This is a genomic window from uncultured Thiothrix sp., assembly GCF_937873765.1.
Lineage (GTDB): Bacteria > Pseudomonadota > Gammaproteobacteria > Thiotrichales > Thiotrichaceae > Thiolinea.
Window position 1 is genome coordinate 1 of the sequence record NZ_CALMZC010000067.1, and the last position, 20,811, is coordinate 20,811.

Sequence of the window (20,811 nt, forward strand, 5' to 3'; positions counted from 1 at the left end):
TGGACTCATATCCCCGATTATCAAGAAATTCCGGGGATTTGTGTAGATACTTATGGCTCTGGGGGGGGGGGCACCACCTCAAGCTTAATTCAGCAAAATAAATAAATTCCTTACGATTTCAGTATCTAGTTAGTTTATTTTAAACGGCCTTTACTCCTTGTCTGCTTAGTAGCTCGCCCACTAAATTCTGTGCGTCGGTTAGGTTGCGATTTCTTAAAACGATTTTTATCTTGGGCAAGCTTGGTAAGTTTAAGCGAGGAGTGAGTACTTCAGTTTCTGCAATCACCGCATTGCTGGCTCGCACTGTAACCGCTAATCCTAATCGTACTGAAGCCATTAAGCTATTTAGACTATTGGCACTGTAGATCATTTGCCAACTAATACCTGCTTGATCGAGAGCCTGCGTACAGGCATCACGGAATTGACAAGGATTAACGTAAGCGGCCAGTGGTAAAGGTTTGTGCTGATTCCATTCGTAACCGGCTTGTCCTATCCAAACCATATTATCTTCGCTTAGAATTTGTCCATCTCTAGGATCGCGCTCTAAGGTGACAACTAAATCATAAAGACCATTTTGGTAACCTTGGACTAAATGATAGCTATGTCCTGTATCAACGGATAAACGTAATGCAGGGTAAGAGCGCGCGAATTGTGCGAGTAATTCAGGAATAAACTGCTCACCCATGCTCATCGACACTCCAATACGCACCTCACCCTCAAGCGCCGTTTGTGCTAAGGCTAATTGAGCTTCTTCTTGGAGTTTAAGCCAACGCTTTGCATAGACTAAGAATATTTCACCGCTGGGTGTTAGGGCTCGTTTTCGCCCTACGGGGGTAAATAAAGTAATATTCAATTCTTGTTCTAAACGTTGGATGTGTTGGCTAACCGTCGATTGGGTTTTAAATAAATAATTGGCAGCTCGAATAAAACCATCTTGCTCAACAACCGTGACAAAACTACGCAGAACCTCCGTGCTGAGATTAGCAAATTTAAAGGGGTTGGCTTTATTGATCATAATTAACGATTAATTTAATAAAAATAAATCGTTATATGTGATCACATATTTGTTTTAAGGTAAAGCGATCTTTTACGACTAGGACGAAGCTTATGCCTTATATCATCGTCAAACTCGCTATGGCACAGCCTTTGACAGCGCTCAAACTTCAACAATTGATACGCGGAGTGACAGAAGTCATGGAGCATACGCTACGTAAGAAACGCCATTTAGTGGCAGTTACAGTCGAGTATCTGCCGCCAGATCAATGGTTTGTTGCTGAGCAAGCGATCTCAACTCAAACTGCTTTTATACAAGCCTATATTATGGCTGGCACAAATACAGAAACTGAAAAAACGCAGGCTATTCTAGAGTTATATCGTTTGCTAACGACTCTGCTTGGGTTGGTGGAAAAGGCCAGTTATATTGTGTTAACGGAGATATCGGCTAGCGATTGGGGCTATGCAGGCCAGACGCAAGCTCAACGCTATCTAGCTTCTCAGTACCTAACTAATGACAAGTATCAGTTTTATATACAGCGGGCGCATGCTTTACAACGAGCTGAAATCGATGCTCTTTTTTTAAAGCTCGCAAATTTAGTGAAGCGTGTTGTTAGATTCTGTACAGTAGACTTTTTCACTAAAATGTTTGCTGATCGGTCAAGCTCAGCAAAGCGCGTAAAGTCTGTTTAGTTCATTCATAGAATAGTCTTTGGGATAAATTCGCATGGCGCAACTTTCTAAAATTTGCCTCAACTTCATCGGTTGTGGCCATTTAGGTCAAACTCTAGCGTATCTGTGGGCAAGGACTGATTTAGTGAGCATTGCGCAAGTGCTGAATAGCTCTTTGCAGAGTAGTCAAGCGGCTGTGGAGTTTATTGGGCAAGGTCAGGCTATCGGTTCTTTCCAAAACTTAAACCCTGCAGATTTATATTTGCTGGGTTGTTCTGACAAAGCTCTAGAAACTTGCTGTGCTCAATTAGCTCAAGCTAAGCTGCTGCGAGCCGGTGACATTGTGTTTCATTGCAGTGGAGCCATTGCCTCAACGATTTTGCAACCGTTGAAAGAACAGGGCGCTTATATTGCTAGCGTGCATCCGATTAAAAGTTTTGCACAGCCTCAGCAAGCGGTGCTTTCGTTTCAACCTACCTATTGCGGTATAGAAGGTGATGCGGAGGCTTTAGCAATAGTAGAGCCTTTGTTTCAAACGATTGGTGGGATTAGTTTTAAAATCGATGCAAAGCAGAAAACGCTCTATCATGCTGCGAGTGTGTTTGCTTGCAACTATCTAGTCGCTTTGCAAAATCTGAGCTTGCGTGCTTTCGCCCAAGCTGGTGTTGAGCAAGGCTTGGCTTTAAAAATATTACAACCTATCGTTCAAGATACCGTTGCCAATCTATTTAAGTTAGGGCCTGTTGATGCACTGACAGGCCCGATTGCACGCGGTGATGCTGGAGTCGTCGCAAGGCAGCTAGCAGCCTTGCAAACTAGTTTGCTTTTGGAGGCTGAGGTTTATCGTCTGCTAGGCTTAGAAGCTTTGCAATTAGCGAGGCAGAAGCAAAAAACACCCGAAACTGACCTAAATGCAGTCGCTCAAGTTCTAGCAGATTCTTCAGCTTGCATTCACTAAGGCCATACATAAAGACTCAGTAATTGGATGTTTGAGTTTATATTCAACATCCAAATAAATGGGGCTAGAGTTGCATTCGAGCATATAGTATTCGCCTTCGGGGGTGAGTTTCATATCAATACCCGTATAGCGTAAGCCAAGTAAGGCAGCCGAGCGTCTGCACTGTAATTCGATCAAGCGGGGCAGGCTCACTTCAGTATAAGTGATTTTACCTTGTTGGTAGTTGTGCTCCCCACGAAAATCAATCGTACCTTGAGGCACACCAACCGCAGCGCAAGATACGACCGCATCATTCACCACCACTATTCTTAAATCCTCACCCTGAATGCGTTGCTGAATAATCGCAGGGGCCATGACTAAATTGTCTATGCCACCTTGTTCTAATAGCTGATTAGCAGAAAGCGTCAATGATCCTCCCGCTGCCGGTTTAATGATGCATTCACCCTGTTCGGCGATAAAGCGTTGAGCTTCAGCCGGATCATTCGTGACCAAACTTGCCGGTAAACGGCAACCAGCAGCCTGCAATTGTTGGAGCTGATAGGGTTTGCGGCGCGAAAGTAAAGTTTGAGACGGTGGATTAAACATCGGCACGCCGTTTTGTTCATACAGTAATAACAAGCTCAATAGGGTATCGCTGCGATCACGCTGTAAGCCATAATGTTGGAACCAAGTTTCCCAGTTCAGATGCTGATGTTCGTTGCTGCAAAAAGCGGCTTCCGTAGGAATGTCTGGTGCTTGAGCACAAACCAAGATCGCACCGATTTTGTTATGGCTAATATCCTGACCTTGCCAAGTGATTTGTTGACCTTGCCAAGTTAAAGGTGCATAGCGACCTTCTTGACCATAAGGGTCGAAAGTGATGACTTCAACGCCTAAGCTTTGTAAAGTCTTAATTTGATGCGCGGTTTGAGTTTGCTGCGGATAACCAATAATTAGAATCTTTATTGTCATGATGGTTTATTTAAGTCGGTATAAATGAGAGGAACACCAAAGCCCCTCTGCAATTCAGGTTTTAACTGTGTTGATTGTCGAAAGATTATTTTATGCACCAAGCTTAACTGGCATTGGAGTCCTCTTCACCACTTGCCTGAATTTATACCGCCATCTTCTTCACTCACGGCTTGAGTAGTTATACCACCATCTTCTTCACCTAACGCCAAAGTGGTCACTGTAGTAGGATCTTTGATGCAGCCGTCTTCTTCACCGACTGCTTGAGTCGTCACAGCTCCACATTTAGGATTGTTACCATGATCGTATTTAGGTGGTTTGTTTTGTGTACTGTCATCACCGTTAGGCGGATTAACTGGGTTTTCCCCGCTACCTAGGCCTAGCTTTTGCAGGACTCCTTGCAAAAGATTCAGAATCTGTGACTGGATATTAGTCAGTTGATCGGCTTGGCTAGCGGTATTGCTTTGAAATGGAGTATTGGTGCTCACTGAAATATTAGGCTTATTACTGAGGGTAATCTCATTCATGCTGGGAGCACGTCCAGGCACTTGATAGTTAAAAATCCCTTTCATCATTCTGTTATCCCTTTTTCCTTACGCTCTAAAAAGGCAATTTGAGTCTAAGGCGATATCAGCAAGGCTGGTAGGCGAAAAGTTATAAGTGGCGGGGCTAGGTCGATAATAGTGCGAGCATTTTGACAGTTTAACTGAAAATGGAAGCCTGAAACCTCTGAAATTAACGCTTAGGAGAGTACGTTTTTGATTGGAGGAGGAATCAGTTCTCGCGGGTAACAGGCTTCCTGAATGCTCAGTTATTTTTATTTGAGCCGTTTCCCATGGAAACAATTGCTATTATGCATAAGCGAGCTTACTGAGAGCTTAGTGCTTTGAGTTTTATAAATATTTTTTATCTTGCTTCTGAAGCATTATGCAATTTTTTGTCTTAAGGAAGGGGCAGGTATGTAAACTCAGTTCCTTATGGGAGGCCGGTTTTGCGATGCCACAAATGAGGAAAAGAAAAAATTTCTAGGTTGACCCCCCTTTTTCCAGCACAAAAAAGGTAAAATTCCCACTGTCCGCACCCCACAACTGATCTGATACTACTTAAAACCAAGCCGAAATGACCGACTTAAATAATCTTGGCCATCACACTCCGATGATGCAGCAATACCTACGTCTTAAAGCTGAGTATCCTGAGATTCTCTTGTTTTATCGCATGGGCGATTTTTATGAGATGTTTTATGAAGATGCGAAGCGGGCGGCACAGTTATTGGATATTACTCTGACCGCACGCGGTAATTCAGCGGGCGAACCCATTCCAATGGCGGGAGTGCCTTATCATGCGGTGGAGCAGTATTTGGCAAGGCTCTTAAAGGCCGGTGAATCGGTGGCGATTTGTGAGCAGGTGGGTGACCCTGCGAAATCAAAAGGGCCAGTGGAGCGCAGAATTACGCGCTTACTCACGCCCGGTACCTTGACGGATGATTATCTGCTGGAAGATCGACGCGATAATTTATTAATAGCGTTACATAAGGATCAAGAGCAATTTGGTTTAGCCGCCATTGACCTCAGTAGTGGGCGCTTTACAGTGCAACAAATCGACGGTTTGAGTTCTTTGCAGAATGAAATTGAACGCTTACAACCCGCCGAAATTCTGCATGAAGAAGATTGGCGTTTGGAATGGGTACGCCACCGCGTCACTACCGCACGTCCTGCTTGGCATTTTGATTTAGAAACTGCGACACGTTTATTACTCAAACAATTTGGCGTGCATGATCTCAGTGGTTTTGGCTGCGAGAATCTGCCTTTGGCTATCGCGGCAGCAGGGGCTTTGCTCAATTATGTGCAAGAAACCCAACGCACTGCTCTGCCGCATTTGAATAGTTTGAAGGTTGAGCAAAGCGATGAAGGGATTATTCTCGATGCAGCCAGCCGGCGTAATTTGGAGCTGGAACATAGTTTAAGCGGCGAACATAAAAATACATTGGTGTCAGTGCTAGACAAGACCTCTACCAGCATGGGCAGTCGTTTGTTAAGGCGCTGGCTGAATAAACCGCTGCGTGATCGTCATGAGTTACACTTACGTCATCAAGCTGTGGGGACGCTGCTAGACAATTATCGCTACGAAGGGATTTTAAGCACGCTGCGCAGTGTAGGTGATATTGAACGTATTGCCTCACGCATTGCCTTGGGTACTGCGCGTCCGCGTGATTTATCGACCTTGCGTGATTCACTGACAGTATTGCCAGCCGTGCATGCCGCTCTTATACAACTAGATGATTTACAACTTGCACAACTTCAACATCAACTCGACACCCACCACGAACTGCAGACATTGCTAAAGCGTGCGATTGTTGAAAATCCACCGGTAGTGATTCGTGATGGAGGCGTGATTGCGGACGGTTATGATGCAGATTTGGATGAACTGCGCAATCTAAGCGAAAACGCTGATCAATATTTACTGGATTTGGAAACACGTGAAAAGCAGCGTACCGGTATTGACAAGCTCAAAGTCGCTTACAATCGCGTGCATGGCTATTATGTAGAAATTCCACAAAGCCAATTGCATCGCATCCCGACTGATTATATCCGCCGCCAAACCCTAAAAGGGGTCGAGCGCTTCATTCTGCCCGAGCTGAAAAAGTTTGAAGATAAAGTTTTATCCGCCCGTGAGCGCTCTTTAGGGCGTGAAAAAGCTTTATATGAATTACTGCTCCAACAACTGGCAGAGCATCTCATTCCATTACGTCAAACCGCACAAGCGGTGGCTGAATTAGATGTGCTGGCTAATTTCGCTGAGCGTGCCAACACCTTGAATTACCATTGCCCGAAATTAGTGGAAGGTGCGGGTATTGAGATTATTGCTGGCCGCCATCCGGTGGTAGAGCGCACGCTGGATACGCCCTTTGTGCCGAATGATCTTTACATGGATGCTCGACGACGCATGCTGATGATCACAGGGCCGAATATGGGCGGTAAATCGACCTATATGCGCCAAGTGGCGCTGATTGTGTTGATGGCACATATTGGCAGCTATGTACCCGCTGAATCCGCGCGCTTGGGTAATATCGACCGTATTTTCACTCGTATTGGCGCACAGGATGACTTGAGCACTGGACGTTCTACTTTTATGGTTGAGATGACCGAAGCCGCGAATATTCTCAATAACGCCACTGCGCACAGCCTTGTTTTGATGGACGAAATCGGACGTGGCACTAGCACCTTTGACGGTTTATCACTCGCTTGGGCGTTTGCCGATTATTTAGCACGTGAACGCAAGGCTTTTACCCTCTTTGCTACTCACTACTTTGAACTCACTCATTTGGCCGAACAAATCAGCACGATAGCCAATGTGCATATTGATGCAGTCGAACACGGTGACAAAATTGTCTTCTTGCATGCTGTAAAAGATGGCCCTGCGAATCAAAGCTATGGCTTACAAGTAGCGCAATTAGCGGGTGTACCGAAAACAGTGATTGGGCAGGCGAAGAAGAAACTAGTTTCTTTGGAAAAAAATTCAGCAAGCCCACCACCCGTGGGGCAAAGCTTGCCGTTGCAGTTTGGCACTCCTACAGAATCGAAGGATGAGATTGCTTTGAAAGTGAAAGCTGCTTTGCTGGCTTTGGAGCCGGATGACATGACACCACGGCAGGCATTAGAGGCATTATATCGCTTAAGGAAGCTGTTGAATTAGCTAATGAATAATTTTTAATCTTTTTGTGCTATCTATCTGCATTTTTAAATACTCTCTGCACATCTCCTGCCATACTTCTCGCATCTGCATACTCTCTGTTACTTGCGGAGTCGGTTCTAAAACCCACCTGACGCTGCCACTGCTGGTGAGTCTGCGTATCAGTACAGAGGTGAGCAGATGTGCGACTGTAGCTCAGTGGTAGAGCAACCGCGTGTAATCGGCAGGTCGTTGGTTCGACTCCAACCAGTTGCCCCATGCTATAGCTCATTCGGTAGAGAACTTGATTATTAATCAAGCGGTAATTGGTTCGACTCCAATTAGCAAGTTTACCCTGAAACGGTAATCATCGCCCGCAAGGGCAAACAAAGGCAAACCTCCAAGTTATTCAGGTGTTTAGTCATAAGGCTACTCGCCTGAATAACACCACCTAGAACGCCTAGAGGCTGGGTTGTTAGGCTGCGAGCTGCTAACCGCTAAGAGTTTCGACTCAGGGCTGAAGATAGGCTCCTAGTCTGGCTAAAGTCACTAGCCGCTTGTGGTGGGGAGGAATGCCATTTTAAATAAAAGGACAACACCATGTTATTTAAAGAAAAATTTATTATACCTGAGGCACATCGCGGGTTGTTGTTCAAAAATGAGCAGTTTGTAGAAATTTTAACAACGGGTGTGTATAAATTTTGGAATTTTAATAAGCAATATAAAGTCCAAGTCGTGAATGCGACTAACGCTATTACTCATCCAGTTGCAGAGCAGTTATTGACACTGGCAGATAGCTATCCAGAGCGTTTTGCTGAGCATCTTCAACGCTGGGAAACCGGTGAACATGAGGTCGGTTTAGTTTATCAAGATAAAGTACTGAAAGATCTAATGGCGCCTGCTGAACGCGGTGCTTATTGGCGTGGAAATCGCGAGATTGAAGTGCGCAAATTAAATATTGCTGAGGACATGCGCGTACCTAAAGTTTTGGCGAATCAACTAGTAACTACTAAAGAAGCTACTTTACGCAAGGCAGCTTTAGCGGCCATCCTGATCAGTACCGTGCCAGAAGGTTTTATTGGCTTTTTGGAAGTAGATGGGGTGCAGCGTGAAGTTTTACCAGCGGGTGTGCATGTGTGGTGGCAGTTTAACCACATGATTAAAGTCAGCCAATTAGATACGCGCTTGCAAACCATGGAGGTGAATGGCCAAGAAATCTTGACCAAAGATCGGGTTGGTTTACGGATTAATTTATCGGCCTTGTGGCAGGTAAAAGAGGCTCAATTGGTTAAGTCTAGCTTAGTTGACCACAAAGACTATTTGTATCGCGAGTTGCAATTGGCTTTACGTACAGTAGTCTCAACGCAAACCTTGGATGAGTTATTAGCGGACAAAAATCTGTTAAATCAAACAATTCAGGGCATAGTTGCTGAAAAAGTGGTTGCCTATGGTTTGGAGCTAAACACAGTGGGTGCGCGAGATATTATTTTGCCGGGTGAAATGAAAGCGATTTTGGCGCAAGTGGTGGAAGCGGAAAAAAAGGCCGAAGCTAATTTAATCCGGCGCCGCGAAGAGACCCAAGAAACACGTTCCTTGCATAATACTGCTAAAGTGATGGAGGGCAATCCAGTGCTGTTGCGCTTGAAAGAGCTGGAGATTTTGGAAAAAATTACTGGACGTGTCCAACACTTAAATGTGTACGGTGGTTTAGATAGCGTGATGAATGATTTAGTGAAGCTGACAGAGCGCTTGCCAAAGCATTGACTATAGTCAGCACGGCCAACGCGCTGAGGAAAAAACAGAAATAAGTTTCACTGAATAGATCAGTATAAGCTGTTATATCGCTAATATGGATGTTAGCTTGTTGGCTAGGAAATAAGATGAAAAGAGAAGTAATCACAATCATCAAACTGCCTAACCATTGATGCCAAAGCAAATGTTCTCCCAAATAAAAACTGCAAATAAAGAGCACCTAAGGCCACTACACGGCTTGTGTAGCGCTAAGATGCAAGGATGATAATTTATATTCCTGCATCATTTTTTTTGTGGCAACACCCATGAAAGCACGTAGCAACGCAGCGAGTAGCATTAAGGTATCACCTATTTTCTTGCAGTCTAAGCTAAATTTTGTAATGTTTGAACCCAACTTATTTTAGTGGAATTAGGCAGGAAACTGGCTTCAAAACTATTTTTTGCAAGCTTTACAGCTTGAGCTTTAGTCATCTGTAAGGCGTCGGCCACGGCGATAAAGTTTTCAGTCATGTAGCCACCAAAATAGGCAGGATCATCAGAGTTGATGGTAACTTTTACGCCTCGCTCAAGTAGTTCTAAAATATTATGCTCACGCATATCCTTAAACACACAAAGTTTAATATTAGATAAGGGACAGACCGTCAGCGGTATTTGCGCTTGAATCAGTCGTTCCACTAATTCTGGAGCTTCAACACAACGGACGCCATGATCAATGCGCTCAACCTTTAGTAAATCCAAGGCTTGTTTAATATAATCAGGGGGGCCTTCTTCACCCGCATGAGCGACTGTTAGAAAGCCTTCAGCTCGAGCTTTAACAAAGACGCGTTCGAATAACTCGGGTGGAAAGCCTTTTTCTAAGCTATCTAGACCGACAGCAGTAATTTTATCTTTATAGGGTAAAGCTTGCTCTAAAGTTGCGAAGGCAGCTTCTTCTGGTAAATGCCGCAAAAAGCACATAATTAGATAGCTACTAATCCCGAGCTTGGTGGAGGCATCTTGTAGTGCTTGATGAATTCCATTAATGACTGTGCTAAACGCGATACCACGTTCAGTATGGGTTTGTGGGTCGAAAAAGGGTTCAACATGCCGAACATTTTGTTGATGACAGCGCTCTAAATAAGCCCAAGTCAGGTCATAAAAATCTTGCTCCGTTTGCAGAACCTTTGCGCCTTGGTAATAGATGTCTAAAAAATCTTGCAAGTTACTAAATTCATAAGCGGCGCGAATTGCCGCTACTGAATTAAAAGGCAGCGTAATTTGATTACGTTGCGCCAGTTTAAACATTAATTCAGGTTCAAGACTACCTTCAAGATGCATATGTAGTTCGGCTTTCGGTAGTTCATTCAGAAACTGGTGAAACGCATGCATAGCGATGCTCCTTAGCAAGTTGGCTAAACTGCTAACATAATGTAATTCTGTGGTCTTGGCGACGTACTTACAGTGACTTAAGCTGAAAACTTATCACCATGATTAATTTTTAAAATGAACTGTGGTGGAAATGAGGTCGTGGCTGATTGTAAAACTTCCGGCAAATAATCTAAAAATCGTATAAAAAATAAGTTGATGAAGGAATTTTAAGCTGTATTCAGCCTCGAGCACCTATAGCTATGCGAGCCTAGATTCGGGTAAGCTAGTTTAACTTGTAGCATTTGAACAACATGTGTTTGGAGACTCTCAATGACTTATAAACCGGCTAGTTATATGCGGCTTTTGCAATGGTTACTTGCAGGAGTTGTTTGCCTTAGCGCCTCTGTGCAGGCACGCAGCTTGCCGGAATTTACTGAGCTGGTGAAAACCAATGGGCCGGCTGTGGTAAATATTACCACCAGCCATCAGCAAAAAGTGACTCCAGAAGCGCCACCAGATACTGCGCCGGGGTATGAAGAGCCTTTCGATGAGTTGATGAAACGTTTCTTCGGTAATCCCAACGGCAATGGTGTCCCTGAAGACTTTAGTGCAGATGCACGAGGTTCAGGTTTTATCTTATCAGCGGATGGTTACATTATCACTAATCATCATGTTGTAGATGGGGCTGATGAGATTTTAGTAAAGCTCAATGATCGGCGAGAGTTCTCTGCTAAGTTAATTGGTAGTGATAAGCGTAGTGATGTTGCGCTTCTCAAGATTGAAGCTATGAATTTGCCAACGCTGAAAATCGGTGACTCTGGCACGATTGAAGTCGGTGAGTGGGTATTAGCGATTGGTTCACCTTTTGGTTTTGAGTCGAGTGCTACCTCAGGAATTGTGAGTGCGACTGGGCGTAATCTGCCAACTGACACTTATGTACCTTTTATTCAGACCGATGTAGCAATTAATCCCGGTAATTCAGGGGGGCCACTATTTAATCTGGATGGTGAAGTTGTGGGGGTAAACTCACAGATCTATAGCCGTTCAGGTGGGTTTATGGGCGTATCCTTTGCGATTCCGATTAATATCGTGATGGATGTGGTTTCTCAGCTCAAAACCAAAGGTAAGGTCTCGCGCGGTTGGATTGGGGTTTATATTCAAGAGGTGGATCAAAATCTAGCACAGTCGTTTGGTATGACTACCCCAACCGGGGCTTTAGTTACTCAAGTTGTTCCAGAAGGACCCGCGACTAATGTTTTGCAATTAGGCGATGTGATCATTGAGTTAAATGGCAAAACAATCGCTAATGCAGGCAGCTTACCCGCTATGGTCGGTACAGTGGCTCCGGGGGAGACAGTTAAGCTCACGGTAATTCGGAATCGTGAGCGTCAAGAAGTGGACTTAAAAATCGGTGAATTACCCGGTGAAGAAGGTGCGGCACAAGCTGAGCCAGAGGAAGCTAATGCAGATAATCCTGCAAGTGTAGAAGTGTTAGGTATGCAACTGACGCCGCTTGATGACACGATCCGGGAGGCTTTAGGCTTATCAATAGGTGGTGTGTTAGTCGAAAAAATAATTGGTGATCCTGCCCAACGTGCGGGTCTCAACGCAGGTGACGTATTAAGCTTATTAGATGGTAAACCTGTGAATTCACCTGAGGAAGTTAAGAAAATTCTTAGTGAAATTGAAAAGGGTAAAACCATTGCGGTATTAGTCTATCGCGAAGGTGCTGCACGTTTTCTGGCTATGAAAGTTGAATAGACAGGCAAAAAAATCCCTAACCGTGTATTATCGCCTCGGCTGTCACTTGTGTGATGCAATGATAGCCGCGCTGCGGTATTTGCAGCACGAATTAGCATTTGAATTAGAATTAGTCGACATCGATAAAAATCCGGATTTACGCAAGCGTTATAACGTGGATGTGCCGGTGGTCACACTCGGCACTGAGGTCGTGTGTTTCCATTTTTTCGAAGAGGACATGGTGAGACAAGCATTACAAGATGGCTGAAGTAAACCCCAACATCCGGAATTTTTCCATTATTGCGCATATTGACCACGGGAAATCGACTCTCTCGGATCGGTTTATTCAATATTGTGGCGGCCTAGAAGAACGCGAAATGGAAGCTCAAGTATTGGATTCCATGGATTTAGAACGCGAACGCGGTATTACGATTAAAGCACAAAGCGTTTCGCTCGATTATAAAGCACGAAATGGGCAAACCTATCAGCTCAATTTTATTGATACCCCCGGGCACGTAGACTTCTCCTATGAGGTATCACGCTCTCTAGCCGCTTGCGATGGTGCATTATTAGTCGTTGATGCCTCGCAAGGTGTGGAGGCACAAAGTGTTGCCAACTGCTATACCGCGATTGAGCTGAATCTCGAAGTTGTGCCGGTCTTAAATAAAATTGACTTGCCTTCCGCTGACCCTGATCGGGTCTGCCAAGAAATTGAAGAAATTATTGGCATTGATGCGACCGATGCGGTGCATGTCAGTGCTAAAACCGGTATTGGTATTGAGGATTTATTAGAGCAACTAGTTGAGCGCATTCCAGCGCCGGTGGGCAATCCAGACTCACCCTTAAAAGCTTTAATCATTGATTCGTGGTTTGATAATTATCTCGGTGTTATTTCGCTGGTGCGGGTCGTGGATGGCGAAATTCGCAAGAAGATGAAAATTCGCGCGATGTCGACCGGACGCGATTTCCAAGTAGAACAAGTGGGTGTCTTTACCCCTAAACGCTTGGACAAAGATAGCCTAAAAGCGGGTGAAGTAGGCTTTGTGATTGCAGGGATCAAAGAAATCACGGCTGCACGAGTCGGTGATACCTTTACCGATGCACAAAAGCCTGCAGATAAGCCTTTATCCGGTTTTAAAGAAATCCAGCCTCGAGTATTCGCGGGTATTTTCCCTGTGGATGCTGATCAATATGAAAACCTGCGGGATGCTTTATCTAAGCTCCAACTGAATGATTCGGCACTCTTTTATGAGCCAGAAACTTCGCAAGCTTTAGGCTTTGGTTTCCGCTGCGGCTTCTTGGGCATGTTGCACATGGAAATCGTCCAAGAGCGCTTAGAGCGTGAGTATGATTTAAACTTAATCACTACTGCGCCCACAGTTATTTATGAAGTCGTGTTGACGAACGGTGAAAAAGTTTTTGTGCATAACCCATCAGAGCTGCCTCCTTTAAATAAGATTGATGAAATTCGTGAGCCGATTATTCGCGGTACGATTTTAGTTCCACAAGAATATTTAGGTAATGTGATTACACTCTGTATTGATAAGCGTGGTGTGCAAAGAAATATGCAATATATGGGCAACCAAGTCTCCTTAGTCTTTGACTTGCCCTTAGCGGAAGTGGTGTTGGATTTCTTTGATAAATTGAAATCTGTGAGCCGTGGCTATGCTTCGTTCGATTATGCTTTAGACCGCTTTGAGCCAGCACCGATGGTGCGGGTCGATGTGTTAGTGAATGGTGACAAAGTGGATGCCCTCGCCATTATGGTGCATCGGGATTTCGCTCAATCGCGTGGCCGACAATTAGTGGAAAAGATGAAGGAATTGATTCCACGGCAAATGTATGAAGTTGCGATTCAAGCGGCGATTGGTAGCCAGATTATTGCTCGTAGTACCGTGAAGGCGATGCGTAAAGACGTATTGGCAAAGTGCTATGGGGGGGATGTTAGCCGGAAACGTAAATTACTGGAAAAGCAGAAAGAAGGTAAAAAACGCATGAAACAGGTGGGTAGTGTGGAAATTCCTCAAGAAGCGTTTCTAGCTGTACTGCGCGTCAGTGATAAATAATTTTATTGATAATGAATAACGAAGAGTATTAAGAAGGAATAGCCTACATGGATATGGACTTAGAGTTTTGGCTGGTCGTTGCTACGCTAGTAAGTGGCTTAATTTGGCTGTTATATAGTCTTTTTACCCGCAATAAAAGTAAATTTGGTCGTCGCGTCGAACCTTGGTATGTGGAATATGCACGCTCCTTCTTTCCGGTCTTATTAATCGTGTTACTGCTGCGCTCATTTATTGCTGAGCCTTTCCGGATTCCGTCTGGTTCTATGTTGCCGACTTTAGAGATCGGTGATTTTATTTTAGTTAATAAATTCACCTATGGTATTCGCTTGCCGATTACCCATACTAAAATTATTCCTTTAGGTGAGCCTAAAACCGGTGATGTGGTGGTCTTTCGTTTTCCAAATGATCCAAAAATCGACTTCATTAAACGCTTAGTGGGTATGCCGGGTGATGTGATTGCATGGGATAATAAGGAACTCAAAGTGAATGGCGTGTCAGTTGCACGCCAAGAGTTGGGTGAATACGATGCCCATGATCAGCAAGGTGAAGTGCATCCCACCCTTCGTCTAAAGGAAACTTTGGGTAAAGTGGATCATGATATTCTGATTTTGCCGAACACTTCAGGCCGTACTGGAGAGGTTGTAGTTCCTGAAGGTCATTATTTTGTCATGGGCGATAACCGTGATATGAGTAATGATAGCCGTATGTGGGGATTAGTTCCTGAAGAAAATTTAGTGGGCAAAGCCATGTTAGTATGGATGCACTTTAACTGGGGTGGCGATGGTTTGAATTTCAAACGCATTGGGTTGATTGATTAAAAATAATGAAGTAATACTTAGCCCGAACAAAAATAGTTAACAATAAATTGGGGTCAAAAAATGAAAACAAGAAAAAAGCAGCGTGGTATGTCATTTCTAGGCTGGGTCAGTGTCCTAAGTATTTTGATTCTGGCTTTTGTCAGCGGTGTTAAATTAGTACCTGTGTATGTTGAGTTTTATAGCGTGCAATCTTTCATGAAAAAGATTGCTGAAGATCCCTCGATTAGTGCCACTAATACACAAGGGTTACGCGGCAAATTAGACGATTATTTAAATATTAATGGTATGTATACCATCAAACGTGAGCATTTTTCAGTGCAGTCTCAAGCTGACAATAAAAATGTGAAAGCCTTGGTGGTCGATTATGAAGTAAGAAAGCCTTGGCTAGGAAATATTGATTTTCTAATGACCTTTCATCATGCCGAGGTATTAAAAGGACAATAGGTTGTTTGGATAAGTTAAAAAAATTAATTTCGGTTGAGTTGATGGCCACCGACAATTTTGTACGTGCCATCACTCACCGTAGTGCAGATGGTAAACATAATGAACGATTGGAGTTTCTTGGTGATAGTGTGCTGGGGCTTATTATCACCACGGAGCTTTATCGGCGTATTCCTCGAGCAAGTGAAGGTTACCTCAGTCGTTTACGTGCCTCTTTAGTCAATGAAAATACCCTTGCGATTCTATCTGCAGGTTTAGGTTTGGGTGATTTTCTGCGCTTAGGGCAGGGTGAGCTAAAGAGTGGTGGTTTTCGCCGTAAATCAATTCTGGCTGATGCTCTAGAAGCACTGATTGGCTGTATTTACTTAGAGCAGGGTATCAGTGAAGCAGAGCGTTTTGTCCTGCATATTTATCGTGATTTACTCAATCAATTACCCACTGAAGATGATTTAAAAGATCCCAAAAGTCGCCTGCAAGAGTATTTGCAATCCCGTGGCTATGATTTGCCGAGTTATCAACTAACTCAAGTAGAAGGCGAGGCACACCGCCAAACCTTTACGGCTGAGTGTAAAGTGCCCGCTTTAAATATTTGTACCCTAGGTATTTCAGGTAGTCGTCGCAAGGCGGAACAAGATGCAGCCGCGAAAGCCTTTGAGCAGGTAATGAAGCATGTCTAAATATGGCGTTGTAGCGATTGCTGGTCGGCCTAATGTGGGTAAATCGACTTTAATGAATCATTTAGTGGGTTTTAAAGTCTCAGCGACAGCTAATAAACCTCAAACGACTCGACATAATATTCGGGGGATTCTCAGTGAAGATGCTTGCCAAATTGTCTTCTTAGATACGCCCGGCATTCATCGCACTTCCAAAAGCCTGTTAAATAAAACGATTAACCTCCAAGCGGTTGCAGCACTTGAGGATGTTGATGCAGTAATTATGATCGTAGAAGCAGAGCGCTGGTTGGATGAGGATAGTTTAGTTTTAGAGCGCTTGCAGCATTTAAGCTGTCCGGTTTTTTTAGTAGCGAATAAAGTTGATCGGGTCAAACAGAAAGTTGATTTGTTGGCTTGGCTCCAGAAGGTTGCGGCTAAACGTGAGTTTAAAGCTATTTTTCCCCTGTCTGCGACTAAGGGGATTAATACCGAAGCGCTAAAAAATGAGCTGATCGCCCTAATGCCTGAGGGTGAATGGAGTTATGCGGAAGATGAGGTGACAGATCAGTCCACCCGCTTTATTTGTGGTGAGTTAATCCGTGAGCAGCTCATGACTTATCTACATCAAGAAATTCCTTATTCCACCGCGGTGGAAATAGAAAAATTTGAGCCACGTGCTGAAATTACTGAAATTCACGCCTGCATTTGGGTCAGCCGGGACAATCAAAAGGGCATCATCATTGGGCGCAAAGGGGAAACCTTAAAGCGGATCGGTAGTTCTGCACGAGTAGCTTTAGAAACCTTTTTGGAGCAAAAAGTTTTGCTGCGCCTATGGGTACGGGTGGAGGAAAACTGGGAAAACAGCTCACGTCATCTACAGGCTTTAGGGATTTCTTCCAATAACTAAATGGATGCAACAAGTACACTTAATCGCCCACGCAAAGCTTGGCTGGCTTTTCTGCTGGGTCTGTTCTTGCCTGGTTTAGGGCAGCTTTATAATGGGCAAGTGAATCGTGCCGCTTGGTTTATGCTGGGTTCGTGGTTGTTTGGAATTCCGTTAGTTGGTCTAACCATGCCTTATTTGCCGGATAAATGGACGGCTTGGGTCATGCTCGGTTCGATTGGCTTAGCCTTGCTGATTTGGTTAGTTAGTTGTATCGATGCGCTTGTACAGGCTCTTAAATTATCCAATTATACGCCGGCTAGTTGGCAAGGTACGGGTACTTATCTTTTTCTCATTCTGATAGTGACAGTGTGTTTATTTCCCTTACTATCGCAACAAGTACGCAAGCACTGGATTGAGCCGTTTCGAATTCCCTCGGCGAGTATGGAGCCAGCGTTAATTGCCGGCGATTTTATTTATGCGGATAAACATTATAATTGTTTAGGTTGCCAGCCAGAGATTCAACGCGGCGATATTATCACTTTCACCTATCCGAATAATCGTGCGATGGGCTATATCAAGCGTGTCATTGGCTTACCGGGTGATCAAGTTAAAATCCGTGGGCAAACCGTGTCGGTAAACAATAAACCCTTATTGGTAAAAAGTGTTCAGCAGAACGGGACGATTGTGGCTCAAGAGCGCTATGAGCAGAAACAATGGCCGGTCATCTGGAAGAGCCCTCGTGCTGTCATACCCTCAACTGATTTAACCGTGCCTGCGGGGCAAGTCTTTGTACTCGGCGATAATCGCAATAATAGTAATGATTCGCGCTATTTTGGTACTGTACCATTAGCGGATATTACAGGGCGCGCTCGCCAAATTTGGTTTTCTTATAATCGTGAACTGGGCGGCTTACAATGGGCGCGGGTCGGTTTAGTGCTACATTAAGGAGTCAGTGATGAAGACTGTGATGGAAACTATGCTAAGCCATGCCTCTGTGCGTCAATTCACAGAACAATCGGTCTCCCAAGAAACTTTAGAAAGTCTCATTCGCTGCGGTCAAGCCGCGGCTTCTTCTAGTTTTATTCAAGCGGCATCGGTCATTCAAGTCGCGCAAACCAAAGTAAGGGCGAAAATCGCAGAATTAGCCGGTGGGCAAACTTGGGTAGTGGCTGCTCCAGTCTTCTTAGTATTTTGCGCCGATTTGCAACGCGTGAATTATGCCTGTGTAAAAAATGGATTAGGGGCTTTAGAAGGGCATACCGAGCATTTTATTACAGCTACGGTCGATACCGCTTTGGTGGCGCAGAATGTCTTGCTCGCTGCTGAGTCAATCGGCTTAGGTGGGGTTTTCATTGGTGGTATTCGCAATAATCCGCAGTTAGTTTGTGATCTATTAAAACTTCCTGAACAGGTTTACCCAGTGTTTGGTATGTGTTTAGGTTGGCCGGTACAGACTAATGCAGTTAAACCACGTTTCCCAATGCACACGATCCTACATACAGATCGTTATGATTTAAGCCAAGTCACTGCACAAGTTGAAGCCTATGACCAACAAATGCAAGCCTATTATCAAACACGTGGCAGTCAGCAGCGGGTGTCGAATTGGTCAGCGCAAACCGCAGGAGCGGTGCAGAAAAAACAGCGTCCCCATTTGTTAAAGTTTTTACAAAACCGAGGCTTCTTACTACGTTAAAACTTTGATGGGTAGCAGCATTTATTTTTTTCATGATGTAAAATAATTCAACGCCGCATCAGGCAACAGCTTAAGGAAAAAAATATGTCTGCTGTCTACACTACCCTCGCTATCGATATTGGTGGAACTAATATTCGTTTAGGACTGCTAGAAACGGATTCACTACGTCCTAGTTACATTAAAACTTTTAAAATTAATGAATTTTTAGGTCTTGCTGAAGTAGTAGAGCTATTTCTAAGCTCAGCACCTCTTCATCAAATCAAGCAGGCGGCGATTGATGTCGCGACTCCCGTCACACAAGATACGATCAAACTCACTAATCATGCTTGGACGTTTAGCATTCGCGAGATTCGCGCACGCTTTGGTTTTGAGCGTTTAAAAGTGATTAATGATTTTACGGCGATGGCTTTATCGATTCCCTTATTAGACGCCAATGAGTTAAAGCAAGTCGGTGGTGGAGTTGCTGATCCAGACGGTGCAATTGCTTTATTGGGTGCGGGGACAGGTTTGGGTGTTTCAGGTTTGATTCGCTCCGCCGCTGGTTGGTATCCCTTATCCGGTGAAGGTGGGCATGTGACTTTAGGGGCACGCAATCCACGGGAGTTGGCCGTCTTCGCGGCCTTTTGGGAAAAATATGGACATATGTCGGCTGAGCGCTTGTTATCCGGTACCGGTTTAGAAGAGTTCTATCAGGTGATTTGTCGTTTAGATGGTAAAGTGCCAGATTCACTACAACCGGCTGATATTTCGGCGCGCGCGATTGCCAAAGTGTGCCCGGCCTGTATGGAAACCATGAATTTATTCTGTGAGTGGTTTGGAATTGTTGCAGGTAACCTAACCTTATCCTTGGGTGCAACCGGTGGGGTGTATATTGGCGGCGGGATAGTGCCTAATTTAGGCGATTATTTTATTCATTCTAGTTTTCGTGCTGCGTTTGAAACCAAAGGACGCTTCACCGGTTTTATGCAAAAAGTGCCGGTTTATATTATTGAGGCCGACAACCCAGCCTTACGCGGAGCTGCCGCCTCTCTGAATCAACGTTTTGATAAAATTGGCATTAGCTGCACCGCTTAATGTGCACGCAGCGCATAAAACTCACGCACAAATTCAGCAAATCGCCCCGCCTCTAACGCGGAGCGAATACCCTGCATCAGTTCTTGGTAATAATACAAATTATGAATGGTATTCAGGCGTGCACCGAGAATTTCTCCACATTTATCTAAATGCCGTAAGTAAGCACGTGAATAGTTCTGGCAAGTGTAGCAAACACATTGCTCATCAATCGGGCGGGTATCATGTTGATATTGGCTATTACGGAGCTTTAATTGCCCATAGCGGGTGAATAAAAAGGCATTGCGCGCATTCCGTGTAGGAATAACACAATCAAACATATCAATTCCACGCAACACGCCTTCAATAATATCTTCTGGTTTACCCACCCCCATTAAATAATGCGGCTTATTCGCAGGTAAATGGGGAACTGTGGCTTCTAAAATCCGATCACGATCTTCTTTCGGTTCACCAACGGCTAAACCCCCCACGGCATAACCATCAAAATCAATTTTTTGTAGCTGCTCTGCGGAGTGCAGGCGTAAATCTTCATACACACCGCCCTGCACGATCCCAAATAAGGCAGAAGGATTGCCAGTGTGTGCGACTTTGCTACGAGCCGCCCAACGCAGTGAAAGTTCCATCGATTGTTTGGCTTCAGTATGTGTCGCAGGGTAGGGTGTGCACTCATCGAAGATCATCACAATATCTGAACCTAATTCACGCTGTACCTGCATGGAGGACTCAGGCGTCATCAGAATCGGGCTGCCATTCACCGGTGACTGAAAGCGCACGCCTTCTTCACTAATTTTGCGCATCGCGGCGAGTGAGAAGACTTGGAAGCCACCGGAGTCGGTGAGAATCGGTTTATCCCAATGCATAAATTCATGCAGATCACCATGCAAACGCACGATCTCTGTACCGGGACGCAGCATGAGATGGAAGGTATTACCGAGAATGATTTGTGCGCCAATCCCTTTGAGTTCTTCCGGAGTCATCGCTTTAACCGTGCCATAAGTACCGACTGGCATAAAAGCGGGCGTTTCGACTTCACCACGCGGGAAACTCAAGCGGCCACGGCGAGCCATCCCTTCAGTTTTGAGTAGCTCAAACTGCATGTGCGAC

19 protein-coding genes and 2 tRNA genes are annotated in these 20,811 nt (G+C 44.6%); 16 read left to right on the forward strand and 5 right to left on the reverse strand.

What is annotated here, in order from left to right:
• Positions 1-139: 139 nt before the first annotated feature.
• A complete protein-coding gene (locus tag Q0307_RS18665; RefSeq protein ID WP_298662802.1) occupies positions 140-1,015 on the reverse strand; it encodes a LysR substrate-binding domain-containing protein in 876 nt (291 codons plus the stop codon).
• Positions 1,016-1,107: 92 nt separating this feature from the next.
• Between Q0307_RS18665 and Q0307_RS18670 the strand changes: the two genes are divergently transcribed.
• Positions 1,108-1,686, forward strand: a complete 579-nt coding sequence (locus Q0307_RS18670; RefSeq protein WP_298662803.1) for a 4-oxalocrotonate tautomerase family protein — start codon at positions 1,108-1,110, stop codon at positions 1,684-1,686.
• Positions 1,687-1,720: 34 nt separating this feature from the next.
• On the forward strand, positions 1,721-2,623 hold the full coding sequence (locus Q0307_RS18675; protein WP_298662804.1) for a Rossmann-like and DUF2520 domain-containing protein: 903 nt from the start codon (positions 1,721-1,723) through the stop codon (positions 2,621-2,623).
• Here Q0307_RS18675 and Q0307_RS18680 read toward each other — a convergent pair.
• Positions 2,606-3,574 (reverse strand): RimK family alpha-L-glutamate ligase, encoded by a 969-nt coding sequence (locus Q0307_RS18680; protein ID WP_298662806.1) that lies wholly within the window; start codon positions 3,572-3,574, stop codon positions 2,606-2,608. The two genes, Q0307_RS18675 and Q0307_RS18680, sit on opposite strands and share 18 nt — an antisense overlap.
• A 125-nt stretch (positions 3,575-3,699) precedes the next feature.
• Complete coding sequence (locus tag Q0307_RS18685) at positions 3,700-4,146, reverse strand: hypothetical protein (protein WP_298662807.1); 447 nt, start codon at positions 4,144-4,146, stop codon at positions 3,700-3,702.
• Between the two features lie 544 nt (positions 4,147-4,690).
• Between Q0307_RS18685 and mutS the strand changes: the two genes are divergently transcribed.
• The 4 genes from mutS (at position 4,691) to Q0307_RS18705 (ending at position 9,004) form a co-directional block, all read left to right on the forward strand.
• The gene (gene mutS, locus Q0307_RS18690; protein ID WP_298662809.1) at positions 4,691-7,264 is read left to right on the forward strand and encodes a DNA mismatch repair protein MutS; all 2,574 of its coding nucleotides are present in this window, start codon (positions 4,691-4,693) and stop codon (positions 7,262-7,264) included.
• A 181-nt stretch (positions 7,265-7,445) separates the two neighbouring features.
• Positions 7,446-7,519 (forward strand) — tRNA-OTHER (locus Q0307_RS18695).
• A tRNA-Asn gene (locus Q0307_RS18700) sits at positions 7,518-7,590 on the forward strand. The genes Q0307_RS18695 and Q0307_RS18700 overlap by 2 nt, the downstream gene beginning before the upstream one ends.
• A 250-nt stretch (positions 7,591-7,840) precedes the next feature.
• Positions 7,841-9,004, forward strand: coding sequence for a slipin family protein (locus Q0307_RS18705; protein ID WP_298662810.1), 1,164 nt, complete (start codon positions 7,841-7,843; stop codon positions 9,002-9,004).
• A gap of 351 nt (positions 9,005-9,355) precedes the next feature.
• Here Q0307_RS18705 and Q0307_RS18710 read toward each other — a convergent pair whose 3' ends face one another.
• A complete protein-coding gene (locus Q0307_RS18710) occupies positions 9,356-10,360 on the reverse strand; it encodes an adenosine deaminase (RefSeq protein WP_298662811.1) in 1,005 nt (334 codons plus the stop codon).
• A 309-nt stretch (positions 10,361-10,669) separates the two neighbouring features.
• Between Q0307_RS18710 and Q0307_RS18715 the strand changes: the two genes are divergently transcribed.
• From Q0307_RS18715 to glk, 10 genes are all read left to right on the forward strand, one after another.
• Positions 10,670-12,100: a DegQ family serine endoprotease gene (locus Q0307_RS18715; protein ID WP_298662813.1), complete on the forward strand. Its 1,431-nt coding sequence runs from the start codon at positions 10,670-10,672 to the stop codon at positions 12,098-12,100.
• Positions 12,101-12,122: 22 nt separating this feature from the next.
• Positions 12,123-12,347, forward strand: coding sequence for a glutaredoxin family protein (locus tag Q0307_RS18720; protein ID WP_298662843.1), 225 nt, complete (start codon positions 12,123-12,125; stop codon positions 12,345-12,347).
• The gene (lepA, locus tag Q0307_RS18725) at positions 12,340-14,145 is read left to right on the forward strand and encodes a translation elongation factor 4 (protein WP_298662817.1); all 1,806 of its coding nucleotides are present in this window, start codon (positions 12,340-12,342) and stop codon (positions 14,143-14,145) included. Before Q0307_RS18720 ends, lepA begins: the two co-directional genes overlap by 8 nt.
• A 47-nt stretch (positions 14,146-14,192) precedes the next feature.
• Positions 14,193-14,963 carry a signal peptidase I gene (lepB, locus tag Q0307_RS18730; protein WP_298662819.1) on the forward strand — a complete coding sequence of 257 codons (771 nt, stop codon included), beginning with the start codon at positions 14,193-14,195 and terminating at the stop codon, positions 14,961-14,963.
• A 60-nt stretch (positions 14,964-15,023) separates the two neighbouring features.
• Positions 15,024-15,407 (forward strand): DUF4845 domain-containing protein, encoded by a 384-nt coding sequence (locus Q0307_RS18735; RefSeq protein ID WP_298662821.1) that lies wholly within the window; start codon positions 15,024-15,026, stop codon positions 15,405-15,407.
• 5 nt (positions 15,408-15,412) lie between these two features.
• Positions 15,413-16,081, forward strand: coding sequence for a ribonuclease III (gene rnc, locus Q0307_RS18740; protein ID WP_298662822.1), 669 nt, complete (start codon positions 15,413-15,415; stop codon positions 16,079-16,081).
• Positions 16,074-16,964 carry a GTPase Era gene (era, locus tag Q0307_RS18745; protein WP_298662824.1) on the forward strand — a complete coding sequence of 297 codons (891 nt, stop codon included), beginning with the start codon at positions 16,074-16,076 and terminating at the stop codon, positions 16,962-16,964. Before rnc ends, era begins: the two co-directional genes overlap by 8 nt.
• On the forward strand, positions 16,965-17,888 hold the full coding sequence (gene lepB / locus Q0307_RS18750; protein WP_298662827.1) for a signal peptidase I: 924 nt from the start codon (positions 16,965-16,967) through the stop codon (positions 17,886-17,888). It abuts the gene before it with no gap.
• A gap of 10 nt (positions 17,889-17,898) precedes the next feature.
• The gene (nfsA, locus tag Q0307_RS18755; protein WP_298662828.1) at positions 17,899-18,636 is read left to right on the forward strand and encodes an oxygen-insensitive NADPH nitroreductase; all 738 of its coding nucleotides are present in this window, start codon (positions 17,899-17,901) and stop codon (positions 18,634-18,636) included.
• Between the two features lie 84 nt (positions 18,637-18,720).
• A complete protein-coding gene (gene glk, locus Q0307_RS18760; RefSeq protein WP_298662829.1) occupies positions 18,721-19,710 on the forward strand; it encodes a glucokinase in 990 nt (329 codons plus the stop codon).
• On the opposite strand, the gene tgt is transcribed toward glk, so the two are convergent.
• Positions 19,707-20,804: a tRNA guanosine(34) transglycosylase Tgt gene (gene tgt, locus Q0307_RS18765; protein WP_298662845.1), complete on the reverse strand. Its 1,098-nt coding sequence runs from the start codon at positions 20,802-20,804 to the stop codon at positions 19,707-19,709. The genes glk and tgt overlap by 4 nt on opposite strands.
• Positions 20,805-20,811: the final 7 nt, after the last annotated feature.

What these genes read in the sequence shown, in the direction of transcription:
- Q0307_RS18665 (WP_298662802.1), bottom strand. Translation starts at nt 1,015, where the DNA reads ATGATCAATAAAGCCAACCCCTTTAAATTTGCTAATCTCAGCACGGAG.
- Q0307_RS18670 (WP_298662803.1), top strand. Translation starts at nt 1,108, where the DNA reads ATGCCTTATATCATCGTCAAACTCGCTATGGCACAGCCTTTGACAGCG.
- Q0307_RS18675 (WP_298662804.1), top strand. Translation starts at nt 1,721, where the DNA reads ATGGCGCAACTTTCTAAAATTTGCCTCAACTTCATCGGTTGTGGCCAT.
- Q0307_RS18680 (WP_298662806.1), bottom strand. Translation starts at nt 3,574, where the DNA reads ATGACAATAAAGATTCTAATTATTGGTTATCCGCAGCAAACTCAAACC.
- Q0307_RS18685 (WP_298662807.1), bottom strand. Translation starts at nt 4,146, where the DNA reads ATGATGAAAGGGATTTTTAACTATCAAGTGCCTGGACGTGCTCCCAGC.
- mutS (WP_298662809.1), top strand. Translation starts at nt 4,691, where the DNA reads ATGACCGACTTAAATAATCTTGGCCATCACACTCCGATGATGCAGCAA.
- Q0307_RS18705 (WP_298662810.1), top strand. Translation starts at nt 7,841, where the DNA reads ATGTTATTTAAAGAAAAATTTATTATACCTGAGGCACATCGCGGGTTG.
- Q0307_RS18710 (WP_298662811.1), bottom strand. Translation starts at nt 10,360, where the DNA reads ATGCATGCGTTTCACCAGTTTCTGAATGAACTACCGAAAGCCGAACTA.
- Q0307_RS18715 (WP_298662813.1), top strand. Translation starts at nt 10,670, where the DNA reads ATGACTTATAAACCGGCTAGTTATATGCGGCTTTTGCAATGGTTACTT.
- lepA (WP_298662817.1), top strand. Translation starts at nt 12,340, where the DNA reads ATGGCTGAAGTAAACCCCAACATCCGGAATTTTTCCATTATTGCGCAT.
- lepB (WP_298662819.1), top strand. Translation starts at nt 14,193, where the DNA reads ATGGATATGGACTTAGAGTTTTGGCTGGTCGTTGCTACGCTAGTAAGT.
- Q0307_RS18735 (WP_298662821.1), top strand. Translation starts at nt 15,024, where the DNA reads ATGAAAACAAGAAAAAAGCAGCGTGGTATGTCATTTCTAGGCTGGGTC.
- era (WP_298662824.1), top strand. Translation starts at nt 16,074, where the DNA reads ATGTCTAAATATGGCGTTGTAGCGATTGCTGGTCGGCCTAATGTGGGT.
- lepB (WP_298662827.1), top strand. Translation starts at nt 16,965, where the DNA reads ATGGATGCAACAAGTACACTTAATCGCCCACGCAAAGCTTGGCTGGCT.
- nfsA (WP_298662828.1), top strand. Translation starts at nt 17,899, where the DNA reads ATGAAGACTGTGATGGAAACTATGCTAAGCCATGCCTCTGTGCGTCAA.
- glk (WP_298662829.1), top strand. Translation starts at nt 18,721, where the DNA reads ATGTCTGCTGTCTACACTACCCTCGCTATCGATATTGGTGGAACTAAT.
- tgt (WP_298662845.1), bottom strand. Translation starts at nt 20,804, where the DNA reads ATGCAGTTTGAGCTACTCAAAACTGAAGGGATGGCTCGCCGTGGCCGC.